Source organism: Corynebacterium sp. CCUG 70398 (assembly GCF_024454055.1).
Classification (GTDB): Bacteria; Actinomycetota; Actinomycetes; order Mycobacteriales; family Mycobacteriaceae; genus Corynebacterium; species Corynebacterium genitalium.
In genome coordinates this window covers 1-13,659 of sequence record NZ_JAGPYZ010000014.1, presented here as the reverse complement: position 1 = coordinate 13,659, position 13,659 = coordinate 1, and the positions used below count along the sequence as shown (strand labels likewise).

Below are 13,659 nucleotides of genomic sequence, written 5' to 3'. Positions count from 1 at the left end.
TCAGCCACGGGTGGTCACCTCCCCTTCCGGTTGCACCGGACAGATTGCTTTGACATGGCAAAAGTCGCAGTGCTTGCCTGTCACAGCGCGCAGCCGCGGCCCCGTCATCTCCGCAGGCAGCGTGGCAATGCGCGCCGCGAACTCCTCGAGTTGCTCCGCGTCCTTTGGGGCTTGGTGGGCAGCGGTCACCTTCACCTGGTCGCTGCCAGGGTAAATCAGCGTTCCCCCGCCGACGTCGAGGGAGTCGGTCTCACCCGCCGTCGCCACCGAGGCGTCTGTGCCCTCCCTCAGAGCCCCGCGCGACAGTGCGAGCTGGTAGGCGAACAGCTGCGGGTTTTCTTCCGCCTCTGCGGCAGACGGATGATTCTTGCCGGTCTTCAAGTCGACGATGTGGACCGCTCCGCTTTCCTCGCGCTCCAGCCGATCGATCCGACCGCCGATGCGCAGCCCCGGTGCGACCTCCACGTCGACCGGAACTTCTGTGTCCACAAGCTCGAACGTGCCGCGCGTCTCCTCGACCCATTGCGCCGCGCGACCGAGCAGACGCGTGAACTCCCCCAGATCGCTGACCTCTTTCCAGGACGGAACGGTGAACAGTGCGCGGTATGCCTCCAGCGTGTCCGCTTGGGCGAGTTCCACATCGGCCCCGTTTCCGACAGCCTCGAAGAAGTAGTGCGCGAGCGTTCCGCGTGTCATTGCGTCGCTCGACGCAGGCGCGACATCGCGCTCCAGCACGTTGCGCATGGGGCATTCCAGTAGTCCTTCAATGCGCGAGGGCGACAGGCGTCCAGGCGGTTCCACGCCTTCGCTTATCGACGCCTCCCTGATCCCCCACCACTGACCCGGATCCGCCCCAGGCACACCGGCCTCGGCGAGGCGGGCGAGCTGGCGGGCAGCCTGTAGTTTGACGTCCTCGCTGGAGGACTCGTCGGTGATGGCGCGGCGCAGTTCAGCGACAATGTCTTCGACTACGAGCACCCGGACCGGTGCCACATCGACGTGCACTTCTTCTCTGCCGGTGGTACTAGTGTCCACCCCGTCGAACAGGGTCTGCTGCTCAGCAGCTCCGGACGCGGCAGTGCCGGTGCTGACATGCTCCGGAATGGTGCCACGCGCGTCGGCGAACTGCTGTAGGAAGCGCGAGGGCTCGATGACCTCATCCCCGTCCGGAGCGTCCACAGCGGTGACGATCACCTGCTCCGTTGCACGGGTGACAGCGACGTGGAAGAGGCGGCGTTCCTCCTTGAGGCGGTCCACGGTGTGAGAGACCGGTGTCGCTGGATCAATGCCTTGATCGATAAGGTCGATGAGGTCTTCCTGGCGCATGAGCGTGCCGGTCTCGCTCAGTGTGGGCCAGGACAGCTCTTGCACTTCGCTGACGATGACGCGGGCGAACTCACGCCCCGCCACGCCGTGGGCCGTGAGCAACGGCACCGCGTCCGGAACGGCGGTGCGCCGGTCGCGCACACCGGTGGGCAACTCCTGCTCCTCAATGTGCGCGATGAAAGCCTCAATGGTGGCAGTCGGGCGACGCTCAGTGAAGTCACCCGCTGCGTCGAACAGCGCCATCATCGCGTCAAGGTCACGGTCTGCCTGGGATCCAGCCGCCCCGCCGCGCAGCGCAATGGCCATGAGGGATTCTGCCAGACCAGTCTGCGCCCAGACGGCCCAGAGCACCTCTTCGACGCTGCCGCCGTCATCAAGCGAAGTGCGCCCAGCTTCCAGAACCCCGCGGATGCGGTCCAGGATGTCCAGCTCGCGCTGGGTGAGTATGGCTCCGAAATCGGGCAACTCTCCGCGCAACGCCAGCAGTTCGCTCAGCGTGTCCTCCGCGCGGACCTCTGGCCGCCAGCGGCGCAGGCCGCGCAGCAGACGACGCAACGTGACCGGATCTGCACCACCGACCGGTCCGAGCAGGAGCTCACGCCAGTGCGTGGCATCCAGACCGTTCAGAGCGCGCAGACCCAGCAGCATCGCAGCGACAATGCGTTGCTCCCCCAATACGAGGTCCGTCGGGTTGATCGCCACTGGCACCCCTGCTTGGAGGAGCGTGCGACGCAGCGGTTCGATCATCCCTACCGAGCGCACGACGACTGCCATGTCCCGCCACGGCACCCCCTCTTCCAGATGGGCGCGGCGCAAGGTGTCGGCTACGAACGCGTTGTTCATCGCGCCATCCGGAGCGATGACAGCACGTGCAGTAGGAGTGCGCCGGGAAACACCGAGGTCGATGGTGGGCGCGGCCAGATTCTTGAAGAACAACGGGGAGGCGCCGCGGAACCGGAATACGGCCTGCTCCTCGTCACCCCCCACCACGGCAAGATCCGCCTCCGCGATGAGTTGGTTCACAAGGATGCCGGAGGCGGGGTCGAGGTGCTGAGCATCGTCGATAAGCACTGTGCCCCACGTGCGCGGCAGCGGGCGCCGCACGACTTCGGCCACGAGCTCAGAGGCGGAATAGCTGCGTGCGCCGTAGAGCGCCATGACATCCTGGTATTCGGCCAGGAAATCCCCCGCGGCTGACCAGACCGGAATGCCGTGAGTGCGGCCCATGTCCCGCAGCTGACCGGGAGTGAGGGTGCGTTCAACGGCGCGGAGCAGGAAATCGCGCAGCTGGCGGGCAAACCCGACCATGGGCAACGCAGGCCGCAGCTCCTCCGGCCACGAGCCAGTGCCGTCGGCGGCATTGCCCTGCAACAGTTCACGGATGGCGAAGTCCTGCTCAGCACCCGAAATCAACCGAATCGGGGTCGTCGCGGCGGCCGCCGGATCCTCGCTGGCGCGCAGCAACGCGAAGGCCAAGGAGTGGACGGAGCGGGCGATTGGCTCATCAGCGACGAACCCGGAAGAGGTGAGCTTCTCGGACAATTCCTCGCGCACGCGGGCAGCCGACTCCTTCGACGCTGTGGCGAAGACGATGCTGGAGGGGTCCTGTCCAGCTGCGATGCGGGCGGCGGCAACGTCGATGAGGAAGCTCGTCACACCGGCCCCCGCCGCTCCGGTGACCTTGTGCACACCGCGTTCGGGCAGATCAACCGGCCACGACCGCGTGCTGTCGCGGCGCTCCCGGTGGACCAGGTAGGCCTGCGGGTTCGGAGGGAGAGTCAGGTGCGGCGAACTCATGGATAACAGTCTCTCATCTCACCCCGGCACCGGGGCGGAACACGCCGCAAAGGATTGGAACACGTTTTCTAATCGGGTCCGGTGCAGGCCCCACCCGGCGAATAGCTAGAGCCAGACAGCTAGATTGTCCGAATTTTGGCCCAAGAAGGAGCCTTCTAGTCGTCTGGATCTAGCTAATCGCCATGGGGAGGGGGCCGCAGGCCTCGGCGAGCCCCAAGCGCAGACGGCTAGAGCGCCAACAAAGCCCGAACGCGCTCGATCCGCTCGGTCTGTGCCGCCGCCACGCGAGGGTTACCGGCCGCGAAGATCGCCCTGTACTCCAACGCGCGCTCGCACAGGAAGAACAGGTCCGGGATGTGGGACCAGCGGCTGAGGACGTGGTCGTCGACGGCGCCGGCCAACAGCCCGTCGATAAGCGTCAGGGCCGCGGTGTAACCGTGCGGGCGCGGCTCAGCGCTGGGCACAATGTCGCTGAGCGCGGGGGCGAGCGAGCCGGAGAAAAGGCAACAGGCGAGGAAATCCGCGTGGGTGAGCTGCCCGCCCTTGACGGCGGCGCCGGGCGCGGAAGACCAAGCGGCACGCTCGGCGCGGGCCCAAGCATCATCACGCTGGATGGCGGGGGCGGGGAAATAGGCGACAGCGTCGTCGAAACGCAAGGCTGCGGCGATCGCCTCGTCGATACGGGGGCCGGGCTGGCCCTCGATGAAGTCGGTGGCGCGGAAACCGGCCAGAGTGAAGCGGCCGTCGGTGGTTCGGACGGGCCGCGCGATCCGCAGACCCGGAACGGTGACCTTTTCCCGCAGTTTCGACGACCACGCGGCGTGCGCGGGCGCAGAAGAAATGACGATGCGCCCGTAGCGTACCCCGTTGCCCCACTCGTTGCCGAGCGGCTCCGGGCGTGCGTCATCGACTTGGAAAGACGTCAATACATGCCCCGGAATCGCCATATCAGCCGCCCTTCCTACAACGCAGCCGGGCGCGGATACGGCCACGGGTTCGCAAGGCAGGTGTCCGCGTTATCCGGGTAGACCTCGCTCGGCGCGACACGCAGCAGCTCAGCGTTGTTCAGGCTCAGAGTCTGCTGCATCATGATCGGCGCGAGCTCCCCGTTGGTCGGGCACGGCTCGTGGGCGGCATACCCCAGGGCGTGGCCGACCTCGTGGTTGATCACGTACTGGCGGTAGGAACCCAAGTCACCGTTGAAGGGCGCGGCGCCGCGGACCCAGCGGGACTCGTTGATGAGCACCCTGTCTCCGTGCTCCTCACTGAAGAGACGGCACGACGTTTCCAGGCCCAAGTCGTAACCGCACAGTTCGCGGGCTGTTCCCACCGATGCCAGTTGGATACGCAGATCCGGTTCATCACTGGCGCTGACGTGCTCGAAGCGCACACCCGGATCATTAGTCCACCCGCGCGGGTCGGACAAGGTGGTGTCCACCATCGTGGCAAAGCTGTCATCGCCACCGAAGCGGCTGGTGTCAATGCCGTCTTCAACCTCGGTGCTGAAGCGGATCACCTGCTCTTCGCCCTTGCCCACGTTCATCCCGGGCGCGCCGACGGGGCGGAACGTGCCCGTGCCATTCTCGGTGTAGGGGCCGCCTGGCGGCAACTCCGTGATGGCTACCTCCCCCTCGGGCATCGGGGCCACCGTTTTGCGGGTCTCCTGCTCCTGCTCCTCCACCTGTCCCGGAGCGCGGTCTGATGCACCGATGGTCTCCCCGGACGGGGTGTTGACAATGCTCCAGATGACCAGCGCCGTCACCACAATCAAGACGGGAATGGCATACGCGCGCCAACCGTAAGTGCGCGCGAAGCGTGCCAGAGCGCCGTCGCTGGCGGTGTCGGGGTGGTGGCTCATAGGGGTTAATCTATCCCGGGCTTAACCGGAGAAGCCAACAGCACGCGGGGTGGAGTTACCCAATTCCACATACAGGATGCGCTCGGTGCGCACGACGAACTTCATGCCGCGCTCGTCCTCCAGGGTCAGCGTCGGTGCGCCGGATTCGATGGCACGGGTAATCTGCCCCTGGATGTCCTCCTGGTTCTGCGGGGAGGTGATGGACAGTTCGCGGTGGCTGTCAGCCAAACCAATCTTGATTTCCATTGTGTCCTTAAACTTCGTTGTTACTTGCTCGTTGCTGCAATGGTCACATTGTAACGGTGGGCAGTTAAGATGTTCACGTGTCCGATCAGCAACCCACCTTCGCCGAGCTCGGTGTCGCCGCAGAGATTGTGGAGGCGCTCGGAGAGTCCGGCATTGAGCGCGTTTTCTCCATCCAGGAGTTGACGTTGCCGCTCGCGTTGGCGGGCCGCGATCTGATCGGTCAGGCCCGCACGGGCATGGGTAAGACGTTCGCCTTTGGGGTTCCCCTGTTGGACCGCGTGTTCGACGATGCGGCAATTGAGGAACTTGACGGCACCCCGCGCGCCCTGGTGATCACCCCCACGCGCGAGCTCGCGGTTCAGGTCAGCGAGGATCTCACGCTGGCAGCGTCGAAAACGCCCGTTCGCTTGACGACGATCTATGGTGGCCGCCCTTACGACGACCAACTGAACGCCCTGGAAGCCGGTGTCGATGTCGTGGTGGGCACGCCCGGCCGTCTGCTGGACCTGCATGAGCGCGGCGACCTGGTCTTGGACCGCGTGGCCATTCTCGTGCTCGATGAGGCCGACGAGATGCTCGACCTGGGCTTCCTGCCCGACATCCAGCGGCTGTGGGGAGCGTTGAGTCAGCCGCTGCAGACGATGCTGTTCTCCGCCACGATGCCAGCACCGATTCTGAAGCTGGCGCGGGAGATGATGAACAAGCCGGTGCACATCCGCGCCGAGTCTGCTGATTCCTCCCAGCTGCACGACACCACCAAGCAGGTCGTGTTCGTCTCCCACAAGATGGATAAGCCGGAGGTTGTCACCCGCGTGCTGCAGGCCGACGGCCGTGGCCGGACCATTATTTTCACCCGCACGAAGCGCACCGCCGCTGAGGTCGCCGAGGACGTGGCGCGGCGCGGTTTCGCCGTCGGCTCCGTGCACGGTGACCTGGGGCAATCTGCCCGCGAGCGGTCGCTGGAGGCGTTCCGCAAGGGGGATGTGGAAATCCTCGTGGCCACGGATGTCGCCGCCCGCGGAATCGATGTCGACGACGTCACTCACGTGATCAACTACCAAACTCCGGATGACCCGATGACCTATGTCCACCGCATTGGCCGCACCGGCCGCGCGGGCCGCACAGGCACGGCTGTGACCTTGGTCGGGTTCGATGAAACCGGGAAGTGGAAGATCATTTCCGACGAGCTGGGCCTGGACATGCCGGAGCCGCCGTCGTGGTTCTCCACGTCGCCCGAGCTTTTCGACGCGTTGAGCATCCCCGACGACGCAAAGTCCTCCGTCGGACCGGCCCGGGAGGTGCACGGCATCCCCAAGCGCTCCGGCGGTGAGGGGCAGAAGCAGCGGTCCCGCTCGCGTTCTGGCTCCGGTTCGCGCTCGCGTTCCGGGAGGCGCCGATGAGCTCCAACACTCCCCTGCGGCGCACCCGTGGAGACCTCATCGCCACGGCCGTGATCGCGGCCGTATGCGTTTTGCTCCTGCTCATTGCGTACTTCACGGCGCCGATCCGCCAGGACGAGCTCGCACCTGCCGCCGAAGAGTTCCCCGATGCCGGCATTTTGGCGAACGTGCCGAACGGCCTCACTGAGAGTCACGCCTTGCCGGATGCTTCCCCCTCGCCAAGGCCGCTCGTGGTCAATGGTCTCGTGATCACTTACGCAGACAACACGATCACCGCCACGAACCCGGCGGGTGAGACGGAGTGGACCTACAAGCGCGGACCTGAGCTGTGCGGCATGGCCAGCGCTTGGGGCAACGTCGTTGCTGTGTACCGCACCAAGATCGGCTGCGGCGATGTTGTGTCCATTAAGGCAGCGACCGGCCAGTACGTGGACACCCGTTCCGCTATCTCACCCGAGCACGTGGCTGTCATCGCGTCGAATGACCGCGTGGGCACCGTCGGTAACGCGGGCATCTCCCGTGCCGAGTTGTGGCGCTCGGACATGGTCCGCACCGTCGAGTACGGCGAAGTGGAAGCACGCCAGGAGCCGGAGACGCAACCGAACCCCGGTTGCACCCTGACCTCCGCGCTCACCCGCACCGAACTGCTCGCCATCACGGAGCGCTGTGAAGACGGGGCGTGGCTGCGCTTCCAGAAGACCACTCCGGAGGATTCCCGTAAACCGGAGATGCACGACGGGTCCGTCGCCATCCCGGAGGGCGCCTACCTTGTGGGCATCAGCCAGGACGCCGCGGCGATCCACGACCCGGCGACCTCTAAGGTCACCTCCTACGACAAGGACGGCGCGGAACTCGCCAGCGCATCCGTCCCAGAGTCGAACCTGCTGGCGGACTCCGCGATCGGTGTCGCCGACGTCCAGACTGCGGATCTGCCGCACCACATGAGCTACTTCGACGGCAACAACCTGCTCCTGCTTGACCCGGCTACCTTGGCCGTGACCACGATTTACCAGGGCGCGCTCGGCACCGGTGCCGCCATTGGTGGCCGGCTACTCTACGCCAGCTCAGACGGCATCGCCGTGGCGGATTGGGATAGCGAGACCGTGGAGAAAGTCATCCCTGTCGACCGTGGCGGTTTCACGGGGCAGGTGGCGGTGGCGTCGGCGGGGCCGACCATCGTCGAAAAGCGAGGCGCTGACGTCGTCGTGCTGGACGCGTCCTAGCGCTGCTGTCGCGCGCGGCGCTTGTTAAAGTTCGATGTCGCCCAATCCGTCGATGCCGGGTGAAGCGCGCACCCGAGTGCGAGCAACGCCGCGATCAGCGTGGTCACACCGAGTGCGACTGCTCCCCCACTGAACATGAAGAACGCGATGCCGAGCAGCAGCGCGTTGATGAACACGATGATGGACCGGCCCCACTGGCCGCCGCGCAGGATGTTGATGGCGCCGTAGACCATCGGCCCGAAGGCTGCCAGGATGAACAGTGCCGTGCCCACTCCCACGAAGGCGAAAGCGGCGGTGTCCGACTCCACTAAAGCCTCATCTGCCCCCATGCGTGCCTGCGTGATGGCGAAGTAGATGCCGTAGCCGATCGCGGCGGCACCTTCGACGATTGCGACCGCGCCAGACATTTTCATCGGCGCAGGCGCAGACGTAGGCGCGAGGGTGTCCGGGGTTTCTTGGGGGCTGGGTGTCGAACTCACGCATCTCATCCTATGTGGCGTCCGCGATTTGACGAACTCCCCTTGCGCGGTTTTCCCGCGGTGCCCACGTTTGTGCACCACAACTCGGTTTTCGCTTATCGACGCTTCGTCCCCCTCCCCTCCAAACCCCAGCCGGCAAGCAGCACTGAATATGAATTAGGTCACAATTTGGCGTTTACCCCTAGCGCGCGCTATGTAAACATGCCATTATTCTCGGGTAGCAAAAACAAAGAGCTAGTTACCTAGCCACTAACTCCAAGCCACCACGGAGTTAACATCCGGTAAACGGAAGACGGGTCTCGGAGCCACCGAGAACACCGCCCGTAGGGAAGCCGGATTCTTCTACTTTGCGCAAACCCTGATCTCCAGGATCACCGTGACCGCAGTGTGCCTGTACCGCACTCGCTTTGAGGCGTTGTGCTTTCCAGATGCATGCCTGCTTCACGGGGGTTTGTTAGTGGTGCGCACGCTCGACCAAGAACGCAACAACATCACACAGAACCCACTGAATAAAGGAGACCCCCATCATGGATTGGCGCCACGAAGCTGTTTGCCGCGACGAAGACCCCGAACTGTTCTTCCCGGTCGGTAACTCCGGCCCCGCACTGTCCCAGATCGCCCAGGCCAAGCTGGTCTGCAACCGCTGCCCCGTCACCTCCCAGTGCCTGAAGTGGGCACTTGAGACCGGCCAGGATGCCGGTGTGTGGGGCGGTATGTCCGAGGAAGAGCGCCGCGCGCTGAAGCGCCGCAACAAGCAGCGCAACCGCCAGCGCCTGACCGCTTAAAGTCCCGCTGCCACAGCGGTGTGAACGGGGGCAATTATCGCCCCACCGCTCCACCCCGATACAGTGAACGCATAGTTCCTAACACACCGATGGCCCAAGGAGGTCGTGATGAGCAAGCGTGGTCGTAAGCGCAAGGACCGCCGCAAAAAGAGTGCAAACCGCGGCAAGCGTCCCAACTCTTAAGCACTAATAGAAATGTCCCTTCGCCGAGAAATCGGTGAGGGGACATTTTTGCTGCCAGTCTGCCCCGGCAGATTGCGCTAGTCGAAGCGGATCTGGGTGTAGGACACCGAGGAAATGGAGATTGACTGCACGATCTTCTGCCGGAGTCCTTCCGGCGCTTGGTCCTGGCAGTTGCACCGCCGGACGATGGAGCGCACTTGCTTCTCCGACTCGAGCCACGCAAAAGATTGGGGGCAGGCTTGAATGATGGCTTCGATCTCGTCGGCACGCTCGGCAGGTGTGGCCGGGTCGAAGTATTCGCACAAAAGCGCGTGAGCCTGGGCGGGCTCGATGCGGCACTCGTCTTGAGACATTAGTTCGCGTCCTCCAAACCGATTCCTTGCGCGTTTGCTACGTCCTTCAACAACCCGCGCAGCTGTTTTCTTCCACGGTGCAGCCGGGACATCACTGTGCCGATGGGAATGTCCAGCGCTTCGGCGATTTCCTTGTAGGCCAAACCCTCGACGTCGGAGAGGTAGACGACCATGCGGTAGTCGTCGTTAAGCGAGTTCATCGCGTCGGCGATTTGCTGGTCCGGAAGATTGTCCAGCGCCTCAACCTCAGCCGATTGCAGACCTGTCGAATCGTGCGAGCTGGTGGTGTACAGCTGGCGGTCCGTGACGTCTTCGGCGGACGTCTCCAACGGGCGGCGCTGCTTCTTGCGGTAGCTGTTGATGTACGTGTTCGTCATGATGCGGTACATCCACGCCTTCAAGTTCGTGCCCTCTTTGAAGGAATCGAACGCGTTGAACGCCTTGAGGTAGGTCTCCTGCACCAGGTCCTCTGCGTCTTGCGGGTTGCGCGTCATCCGCAGGGCGCCGCCGTAGAGCTGGTCCAGCAGCGGCATGGCCTCCTCGGTGAAGCGGCGCTCGAGGTCTTTATCGGGCATGGGTGCCACTATAGCTAGGCTTGCTGCCATGGCTGCCCGTACCCGCGCGCTGGAAGCGCTTGAAACTGCCGGCATCGACTATGAGCTGCTCGAATACGCTGCGCACAGCGATCACTTCGGTGATCACGCCGTCGCGGAGCTCGGCCTGGACCCCACGTTGACGCTGAAGACACTCGTGATTTCCCACGGCCGCGACTTCGCCGTGTGCTGCGTGCCGGTCTCAGGCCACTTGTCGCTGAAGAAAGTTGCCAAGGCTCTGGGCTGGAAGAACGCCGAGATGGCAGACCCTGCCGCCGCGCAGCGCATGACGGGCTATGTCGTCGGCGGCATCTCGCCACTGGGCACCTCCCGGGCCTTGCCCACGCTTATCGACGCCTCCGTCGCCCACACCGACCGCATCACCTGCTCCGCCGGCCAACGCGGTCTCTCGTTCGCGGTGAGCCCGCAGGACCTCGCGGCGGCAGCGGGGGCTGAGTTCGCCGACATCGCCAGCAGCTAGTTAAGCCGCCGGCGTTCCTTGAACGCGGCCCGGAAGGACGGTTTCTCCGCCACGGTCTCCCCGCGCGCGTTGAACAGCGGCGGGCCGTCCTCGTCCTTCTTCCAAGTGGGCAACAGGCCCCAGCGCGCGGAGTCGATCTGCGCAGCGGACTCGGCAATCCGGATGAGCGGCACCTGGTTGGTCGGCGCGATGTTGTACCGCGGCGGCGGGGTGCCGTCGGGTGTGGCCACATCGGTCACGCCGGGAAGCTGGCTGACAGCCTCAACGAGATCGTGGCCGGTGGTGAAGAGAACGAAGCGTCCGCACATGCTCGGTAATATTAACCGCATGACGCAACTCTGGCCCGCGCCCTACCACCCCGACCCCATCATCCACACCCAGGTGATTCCGGGGTCGAAGTCGTTGACGAACCGAGCCTACGTGCTCGCCGCCCTCGCTGACGGACCATCGACGCTGGTCGGAGCTTTGCGTTCCCGCGACACCGATCTCATGGAGTCCGCGCTGGAGAGCATGGGCGTGCAGTTCACGCGCGATGGGGACGCGGTCACTGCCACCCCAGGCGCGCTCACAGGCGCCCAAGTCGACTGTGGGCTCGCAGGCACCGTCATGCGGTTCGTGCCCGCCGTCGCAGCGTTCGCGTCCGGGCCCGTGCTTATCGACGGCGACCCACAAGCCCGCTCCCGCCCCGTCTCGACCATCCTTAACGCGCTTCGCGACCTTGGCGTTCACGTGGAGGGGGATTCCCTGCCGTTCACGGTGAATGGATCGGGATCGGCGCTGGGGGGACGGGTGGAGATTGATGCGTCGTCAAGCTCGCAGTTTGTGTCGGCTTTGCTTTTGGCTGGTGCCCGCTTTGAGCGCGGCGTGCAACTGGTGCACACCGGCGGGAAGCTGCCGTCGATGCCGCACATCCAGATGACTGTCGACATGGTGCGCGACGCCGGCGTGACCGTTGAGACCGGCGACAACGAGTGGACCGTGCAGCCTGGCCCCATCGCCGGGCGGACGTGGATGATCGAACCGGACCTGTCCAACACCACCCCGTTCCTCGCAGCTGCGGCCGTGACCGGCGGCGAAGTGACTGTCCCTTTCTGGCCGCAGGAAACCACGCAGGCCGGGGACGCGATCCGCGGCATTCTCCAACGCATGGGTTGCGACGTGTCGCTGGTCCCCAACGGGCCGGCGCACGCGCTGAAAGTCACCGGCCCGGAAGGCGGCAAACTGCGCGGGATCTCGCTGGACATGAGTGACATCGGCGAACTCACCCCGACGGTCGCCGCGCTTGCTGCCCACGCCACCACACCGTCCGAACTCACCGGCATCGCGCACCTGCGCGGCCACGAAACCGACCGCCTCGCAGCGCTCTCCGCCGAGATCAACGCGCTGGGCGGCCAGTGCGACGAGCTTGACGACGGCCTGCGCATCACCCCCGCCCCCCTCCACTCCGGCACCTGGCACTCCTATGCCGACCACCGCATGGCCACCGCCGGTGCGATCATCGGTCTGACCGTTGAGGGTGTTTCCGTCGAGGACATCGGGACGACGGCGAAGACGCTGCCCGGGTTCGAGCACATGTGGTCCGGCATGGTCGGCGGTACCCATGGCTAGACGCGCCTCGCGGGACTTCTCCAGCTACGACGAATCCGATGTCCGCGTCCGCCCCGGCAAAGGCTCGCGCCCGCGGACAAAGGACCGGCCGAAACATGAAGATGCCGTCGTTGGCCTCGTCGTGTCGAAGGACCGCGGCCGGTGGGGCGTCGTCCTGGAGGAAGGCCCGGAGGCCGGCACGCGCGTGGTGTGCATGCGCGCCCGCGAACTCGGCCGCACTTCCATCGAGGTCGGCGACCGCGTCGGCGTCGTTGGCGACACCTCCGGCCAGAAGGACACCCTCGCGCGCATTGTGAAACGCCAGGAGCGCACGTCTGAGCTGCGGCGCACTGCCGATGACACCGACCCGTACGAGCGCATCGTCGTCGCCAACGCCGAAATCCTCCTCATCGTCTGCGCTGTGGCTGATCCCCCGCCGCGCACCGGTTTCGTCGAGCGCGCCCTCATCGCCGCGTTCGTCGGCGGCGTCACGCCTGTCGTGTGCTTGACCAAATCTGACCTGGACGACCCCGGCGAGTTCGAGCGCGAGCTGCGCGACTTGAACGTCGACGTCCTGCGCACCGGCATCGAGGATGACCTCGCGCATCTCCGCTCGCTTATCGACGGCCGCCTCTCCGCCCTCATCGGCCACTCCGGCGTCGGAAAATCAACCCTGGTCAACCGGCTCGTCCCCGACGCGAACCGTGAAACCGGGGAGGTCTCCGGGGTTGGTAAAGGCCGCCACACCTCTACTCAGTCGGTGGCGCTCGAGCTCCCCGCCGATGGGGACACCGCACAGGATGGCGCGACCGAGGTTGAATCCGGCGGGTTCGAGTCTGGCGGCTGGATCATCGACACCCCGGGTATCCGCTCCTTCGGCCTCGCCCACGTCTCGCCAGACGATGTCATCGCGACGTTCCCGGATCTTGCCGAGGCGACCGAGGCCTGCCCCCGCGGCTGCACCCACATGGGTCCGCCAGCTGATCCGGAATGTGCGTGGGGCCAGCTCGCCACCGAGACCACCGACACCGCTGACACCGCTGCGCCCGCTGACACCGCTGCGACCGCCTCGGGCGGCGAGGATTCGGTGATCCGCCGCCGGGTCGACGCGGTCCGCAGCCTGCTTGCGGCCCTCCGCATCAACGAAACCACCTACGACTAGGTACCCGCAGCCGCCCCAGCAGGCTCCCGGCACACCTCCCCACCGCGAATGACTAGATCCAAACAGCTAGTTTGTTGGTTTATCGGCCCCAAATCGAACGAACTAGCTGTGTTATGTCCATGAGGTTTTTGGACACGGAGTCCGGTGACTTTTTGGGCGTGGAGTCGGTGGGGTTTTTGGACATTG

The 13,659-nt window shown here is 65.2% G+C and carries 14 protein-coding genes and 1 pseudogene; 7 read left to right on the top strand and 8 right to left on the bottom strand.

Features of this window, described 5'->3' with window-relative positions; all coding sequences use genetic code 11:
• From KBX07_RS10995 to KBX07_RS10980, 4 genes are all read right to left on the bottom strand, one after another.
• A complete protein-coding gene (locus KBX07_RS10995) occupies nucleotides 1-3,123 on the bottom strand; it encodes an ATP-dependent DNA helicase (protein ID WP_256024134.1) in 3,123 nt (1,040 codons plus the stop codon).
• A 227-nt stretch (nucleotides 3,124-3,350) separates the two neighbouring features.
• On the bottom strand, nucleotides 3,351-4,070 hold the full coding sequence (locus KBX07_RS10990) for a hypothetical protein (protein ID WP_256024133.1): 720 nt from the start codon (nucleotides 4,068-4,070) through the stop codon (nucleotides 3,351-3,353).
• Nucleotides 4,071-4,084: 14 nt separating this feature from the next.
• Entirely contained in the window at nucleotides 4,085-4,981 is an 897-nt protein-coding gene (locus tag KBX07_RS10985) for a DUF3152 domain-containing protein (RefSeq protein ID WP_256024131.1), read from the bottom strand.
• A 21-nt stretch (nucleotides 4,982-5,002) separates the two neighbouring features.
• Nucleotides 5,003-5,227 carry a DUF3107 domain-containing protein gene (locus KBX07_RS10980; RefSeq protein WP_005286043.1) on the bottom strand — a complete coding sequence of 75 codons (225 nt, stop codon included), beginning with the start codon at nucleotides 5,225-5,227 and terminating at the stop codon, nucleotides 5,003-5,005.
• A 77-nt stretch (nucleotides 5,228-5,304) separates the two neighbouring features.
• Here KBX07_RS10980 and KBX07_RS10975 point away from each other — a divergent pair, with 77 nt between their 5' ends.
• Nucleotides 5,305-6,627, top strand: coding sequence for a DEAD/DEAH box helicase (locus tag KBX07_RS10975; RefSeq protein ID WP_256024130.1), 1,323 nt, complete (start codon nucleotides 5,305-5,307; stop codon nucleotides 6,625-6,627).
• Nucleotides 6,624-7,850: a hypothetical protein gene (locus tag KBX07_RS10970; protein ID WP_256024128.1), complete on the top strand. Its 1,227-nt coding sequence runs from the start codon at nucleotides 6,624-6,626 to the stop codon at nucleotides 7,848-7,850. Before KBX07_RS10975 ends, KBX07_RS10970 begins: the two co-directional genes overlap by 4 nt.
• On the opposite strand, the gene KBX07_RS10965 is transcribed toward KBX07_RS10970, so the two are convergent.
• Complete coding sequence (locus KBX07_RS10965) at nucleotides 7,847-8,329, bottom strand: hypothetical protein (protein ID WP_256024127.1); 483 nt, start codon at nucleotides 8,327-8,329, stop codon at nucleotides 7,847-7,849. The genes KBX07_RS10970 and KBX07_RS10965 overlap by 4 nt on opposite strands.
• Nucleotides 8,330-8,856: 527 nt before the next feature.
• Here KBX07_RS10965 and KBX07_RS10960 point away from each other — a divergent pair.
• Nucleotides 8,857-9,114: a WhiB family transcriptional regulator gene (locus KBX07_RS10960; protein WP_256004426.1), complete on the top strand. Its 258-nt coding sequence runs from the start codon at nucleotides 8,857-8,859 to the stop codon at nucleotides 9,112-9,114.
• 108 nt (nucleotides 9,115-9,222) lie between these two features.
• Nucleotides 9,223-9,297, top strand: a complete 75-nt coding sequence (locus tag KBX07_RS11485; RefSeq protein ID WP_095066802.1) for a 50S ribosomal protein bL37 — start codon at nucleotides 9,223-9,225, stop codon at nucleotides 9,295-9,297.
• Between the two features lie 77 nt (nucleotides 9,298-9,374).
• On the opposite strand, the gene KBX07_RS10955 is transcribed toward KBX07_RS11485, so the two are convergent.
• Nucleotides 9,375-9,650 carry an anti-sigma factor gene (locus tag KBX07_RS10955; protein ID WP_256004425.1) on the bottom strand — a complete coding sequence of 92 codons (276 nt, stop codon included), beginning with the start codon at nucleotides 9,648-9,650 and terminating at the stop codon, nucleotides 9,375-9,377.
• The gene (locus KBX07_RS10950) at nucleotides 9,650-10,225 is read right to left on the bottom strand and encodes a sigma-70 family RNA polymerase sigma factor (RefSeq protein WP_005286057.1); all 576 of its coding nucleotides are present in this window, start codon (nucleotides 10,223-10,225) and stop codon (nucleotides 9,650-9,652) included. The genes KBX07_RS10955 and KBX07_RS10950 overlap by 1 nt, the downstream gene beginning before the upstream one ends.
• Before the next feature lie 28 nt (nucleotides 10,226-10,253).
• Here KBX07_RS10950 and ybaK point away from each other — a divergent pair, with 28 nt between their 5' ends.
• Nucleotides 10,254-10,724 carry a Cys-tRNA(Pro) deacylase gene (gene ybaK / locus KBX07_RS10945; RefSeq protein ID WP_256024125.1) on the top strand — a complete coding sequence of 157 codons (471 nt, stop codon included), beginning with the start codon at nucleotides 10,254-10,256 and terminating at the stop codon, nucleotides 10,722-10,724.
• 2 nt (nucleotides 10,725-10,726) lie between these two features.
• On the opposite strand, the pseudogene KBX07_RS10940 reads toward ybaK, so the two are convergent.
• Nucleotides 10,727-11,032 (bottom strand): annotated as a pseudogene (locus tag KBX07_RS10940) (SOS response-associated peptidase family protein); the annotation flags it as partial.
• A gap of 19 nt (nucleotides 11,033-11,051) precedes the next feature.
• Between KBX07_RS10940 and aroA the strand changes: the two are divergent.
• Both aroA and KBX07_RS10930 read left to right on the top strand, forming a co-directional pair.
• Nucleotides 11,052-12,332: a 3-phosphoshikimate 1-carboxyvinyltransferase gene (gene aroA, locus KBX07_RS10935; protein ID WP_256024123.1), complete on the top strand. Its 1,281-nt coding sequence runs from the start codon at nucleotides 11,052-11,054 to the stop codon at nucleotides 12,330-12,332.
• The gene (locus KBX07_RS10930; protein WP_255996095.1) at nucleotides 12,325-13,473 is read left to right on the top strand and encodes a ribosome small subunit-dependent GTPase A; all 1,149 of its coding nucleotides are present in this window, start codon (nucleotides 12,325-12,327) and stop codon (nucleotides 13,471-13,473) included. Before aroA ends, KBX07_RS10930 begins: the two co-directional genes overlap by 8 nt.
• The last annotated feature ends 186 nt before the right edge of the window (nucleotides 13,474-13,659 follow it).

Coding starts and splice junctions, on each gene's coding strand:
- KBX07_RS10980 (WP_005286043.1), bottom strand. CDS start 5,227: ATGGAAATCAAGATTGGTTTGGCTGACAGCCACCGCGAACTGTCCATC.
- KBX07_RS10960 (WP_256004426.1), top strand. CDS start 8,857: ATGGATTGGCGCCACGAAGCTGTTTGCCGCGACGAAGACCCCGAACTG.
- KBX07_RS10950 (WP_005286057.1), bottom strand. CDS start 10,225: ATGCCCGATAAAGACCTCGAGCGCCGCTTCACCGAGGAGGCCATGCCG.
- KBX07_RS10930 (WP_255996095.1), top strand. CDS start 12,325: ATGGCTAGACGCGCCTCGCGGGACTTCTCCAGCTACGACGAATCCGAT.
- aroA (WP_256024123.1), top strand. CDS start 11,052: ATGACGCAACTCTGGCCCGCGCCCTACCACCCCGACCCCATCATCCAC.
- KBX07_RS10970 (WP_256024128.1), top strand. CDS start 6,624: ATGAGCTCCAACACTCCCCTGCGGCGCACCCGTGGAGACCTCATCGCC.
- KBX07_RS10955 (WP_256004425.1), bottom strand. CDS start 9,650: ATGTCTCAAGACGAGTGCCGCATCGAGCCCGCCCAGGCTCACGCGCTT.
- KBX07_RS10995 (WP_256024134.1), bottom strand. CDS start 3,123: ATGAGTTCGCCGCACCTGACTCTCCCTCCGAACCCGCAGGCCTACCTG.
- KBX07_RS10985 (WP_256024131.1), bottom strand. CDS start 4,981: ATGAGCCACCACCCCGACACCGCCAGCGACGGCGCTCTGGCACGCTTC.
- KBX07_RS10990 (WP_256024133.1), bottom strand. CDS start 4,070: ATGGCGATTCCGGGGCATGTATTGACGTCTTTCCAAGTCGATGACGCA.
- ybaK (WP_256024125.1), top strand. CDS start 10,254: ATGGCTGCCCGTACCCGCGCGCTGGAAGCGCTTGAAACTGCCGGCATC.